A 3,603-nucleotide genomic window follows, 5' to 3' on the forward strand; every position below is an offset into this window, starting at 1 on the left:
GATGGGTTTGCCTAACCGCGCCCTCGAACCGATCTCGAGAAGCTGGTCTTTTTGTGCCAATTCCATTGAAGCCAAGTCCCGCAAGGGGAAGGCTGAAGCGACAATCCCTTCGGGATTGCGCAGATGGATATTGGCAATGAGAACGATCAAGTGTCTTAAGGGCAATTGGTGGATGCCTTGGCATGCACAGGCGATGAAGGACGTGATACGCTGCGATAAGCTACGGGGAGGTGCGAATACCCTTTGATCCGTAGATCTCCGAATGGGGAAACCCACCTAAGGTACTTGGAAAATCAGAGCAGCCAGAGTGGTCGACAAGGCCGACTTGCTGCTGTGGTTTCCAAGTATCGCTAATAGGTAACTTATCCTGAATACATAGGGATAAAGTGGCGAACGCGGGGAACTGAAACATCTAAGTACCCGTAGGAAAGGACATCAACCGAGACTCCGGAAGTAGTGGCGAGCGAACCCGGACCAGGCCAGCGGCGATTGAGAGACAAGCGGAACCTTCTGGAAAGTTGGGCCATAGCGGGTGACAGCCCCGTACGCGTAATGCGATCAATCGTCCTTGAGTAAGGCGGGACACGTGAAATCCTGTCTGAAATTGGGAGGACCACCTTCCAAGCCTAAGTACTCGTGCATGACCGATAGCGAACTAGTACCGTGAGGGAAAGGTGAAAAGCACCCCGACAAGGGGAGTGAAAGAGTACCTGAAACCGATTGCCTACAAACAGTGGGAGCCCGCAAGGGTGACCACGTACCTTTTGTATAATGGGTCAGCGACTTAGTGTGACGAGCAAGCTTAAACCGGTAGGTGTAGGCGCAGCGAAAGCGAGTCTGAACAGGGCGTTCAGTTCGTCGCATTAGACCCGAAACCGAGTGATCTAGCCATGAGCAGGCTGAAGGTAAGGTAACACTTACTGGAGGGCCGAACCCATAACTGTTGCAATAGTTCGGGATGACTTGTGGCTAGGGGTGAAAGGCCAATCAAACTCGGAAATAGCTGGTTCTCCGCGAAATCTATTTAGGTAGAGCGTCGACCGAATACCCCAGGGGGTAGAGCACTGGATGGGCTAGGGGTCCTCACCGGATTACCAAACCTAACCAAACTCCGAATACCTGGGAGTACTAGTCGGCAGACACACGGCGGGTGCTAACGTCCGTCGTGAAAAGGGAAACAACCCTGACCTACAGCTAAGGTCCCCAAGTTATGGCTAAGTGGGAAAGGATGTGAGGATCCCAAAACAACCAGGATGTTGGCTTAGAAGCAGCCATCATTTAAAGAAAGCGTAACAGCTCACTGGTCTAAATAAGGGTCTTTGCGCCGAAAATGTAACGGGGCTAAAGCCATACACCGAAGCTTAGGGTTCGTGAGCAATCACGAGCGGTAGCGGAGCGTTCTGTAAGCTGATGAAGCCGTACCCGTGAGGGGCGGTGGAGGTATCAGAAGTGCGAATGCTGACATGAGTAACGTAAGGGGAGTGAGAGACTCCCCCGCCGAAAGACCAAGGGTTCCTGCTTAAAGTTAATCTGAGCAGGGTTAGCCGGCCCCTAAGACGAGGCGGAAACGCGTAGTCGATGGGAACCACGTTAATATTCGTGGGCCTGGAGGTAGTGACGGATCACACAAGTTGTCCAATCTTATCGGATTGAAAGGGCAGCGGAGTGGTTCCAGGAAATAGCTCCTCCTTATAGACCGTACCCGAAACCGACACTGGTGGTCAGGTAGAGTATACCAAGGCGCTTGAGAGAACTATGCTGAAGGAACTCGGCAAATTGCACGCGTAACTTCGGAAGAAGCGTGACCCTTTTCTGCGCAAGCAGAGGAGGGTGGCACAGACCAGGGGGTAGCGACTGTTTATCAAAAACACAGGGCTCTGCGAAGCCGCAAGGCGACGTATAGGGTCTGACGCCTGCCCGGTGCTGGAAGGTTAAGAGGAGGGGTGCAAGCTCTGAATCGAAGCCCCAGTAAACGGCGGCCGTAACTATAACGGTCCTAAGGTAGCGAAATTCCTTGTCGGGTAAGTTCCGACCTGCACGAATGGCGTAACGACTTCCCCGCTGTCTCCAGCATAGACTCAGTGAAATTGAATTCCCCGTGAAGATGCGGGGTTCCTGCGGTTAGACGGAAAGACCCCGTGCACCTTTACTATAGCTTTACATTGGCATTCGTAGTGGCATGTGTAGGATAGGTGGTAGGCTTTGAAGCCTGGGCGCCAGCTCAGGTGGAGCCACCCTTGAAATACCACCCTTATTACTATGGATGTCTAACCGCGGCCCGTTATCCGGGTCCGGGACAATGTATGGTGGGTAGTTTGACTGGGGCGGTCGCCTCCTAAAGAGTAACGGAGGCGCGCGATGGTGGGCTCAGAACGGTCGGAAATCGTTCGCTGAGTGCAATGGCATAAGCCTGCCTGACTGCGAGACTGACAAGTCGAGCAGAGACGAAAGTCGGTCATAGTGATCCGGTGGTCCCGTGTGGAAGGGCCATCGCTCAACGGATAAAAGGTACGCCGGGGATAACAGGCTGATGACCCCCAAGAGTCCATATCGACGGGGTTGTTTGGCACCTCGATGTCGACTCATCGCATCCTGGGGCTGGAGCAGGTCCCAAGGGTATGGCTGTTCGCCATTTAAAGCGGTACGTGAGTTGGGTTCAGAACGTCGTGAGACAGTTCGGTCCCTATCTGCCGTGGGTGTAGGAATATTGAAAGGATCTGTCCCTAGTACGAGAGGACCGGGATGGACGGATCTCTGGTGGACCTGTTGTGGCGCCAGCCGCATTGCAGGGTAGCTATATCCGGACGGGATAACCGCTGAAGGCATCTAAGCGGGAAACCCACCTTGAAACGAGTATTCCCTGAGAACCGTGGAAGACGACCACGTTGATAGGCCGGGTGTGGAAGAGCGGCAACGCTTGAAGCTTACCGGTACTAATAGTTCGATCGGCTTGATCGTTCTCATTCCTAATATCCATCGCCAGCGCTCACGCATGAGCGGCCCTTCGGGCCTATGCTCCGCGAGGGCGCCGACGCGCAGTCGCGCTTGCGGGCTTCGCCCGTAAGCAAAGCGCAAACGCCGCAACGGCACAAACGCGACGATCCTTGGATCGCGCTTGAACAGCTTCTCGATTTGAACGTGCGTTTTGCCGACCTGGTGGTTATGGCGGAGCGGCTGCACCCGATCCCATTCCGAACTCGGCCGTGAAACGCTCCAGCGCTGATGGTACTTCGTCTCAAGACGCGGGAGAGTAGGTCGCTGCCAGGTCTGCAAAGCGCACGTTCATCGCACATCCGGATCGAAAGGATCCGGATGGAGACAAATCTTCTCCTTACGATCGTTTGTGATGCATGTCGTTGTTCCAAAACCGCCAGGCGCTTTGGGCGACATGCATAAGGCCCGCCAAACGGGATCATGGGCCGCGCAAGCGGCCCTTTCATTTGGCGGTCTCTTGAATTCGGTAAGCTGAAACTTACCTCTATCGTTGACGCGGGGTGGAGCAGCCCGGTAGCTCGTCAGGCTCATAACCTGAAGGTCACAGGTTCAAATCCTGTCCCCGCAACCAAATACAAAAACGGCCCGCATCTCGCGGGCCGTTTTCGT

General features: G+C 54.4%; 1 tRNA gene and 2 rRNA genes. All 3 read left to right on the top strand.

Annotation, left to right across the window (positions count from 1 at the left end):
- The first annotated feature begins 144 nt into the window (after positions 1 to 144).
- The 3 genes from EN853_RS02140 (at position 145) to EN853_RS02150 (ending at position 3,565) form a co-directional block, all read left to right on the top strand.
- A 23S ribosomal RNA gene (locus EN853_RS02140) occupies positions 145 to 2,958 on the top strand.
- 194 nt (positions 2,959 to 3,152) lie between these two features.
- Positions 3,153 to 3,267, top strand: a 5S ribosomal RNA gene (gene rrf / locus EN853_RS02145).
- Between the two features lie 221 nt (positions 3,268 to 3,488).
- A tRNA-Met gene (locus tag EN853_RS02150) sits at positions 3,489 to 3,565 on the top strand.
- The last annotated feature ends 38 nt before the right edge of the window (positions 3,566 to 3,603 follow it).

Source organism: Mesorhizobium sp. M1C.F.Ca.ET.210.01.1.1 (assembly GCF_004791585.1).
Classification (GTDB): domain Bacteria; phylum Pseudomonadota; class Alphaproteobacteria; order Rhizobiales; family Rhizobiaceae; genus Mesorhizobium.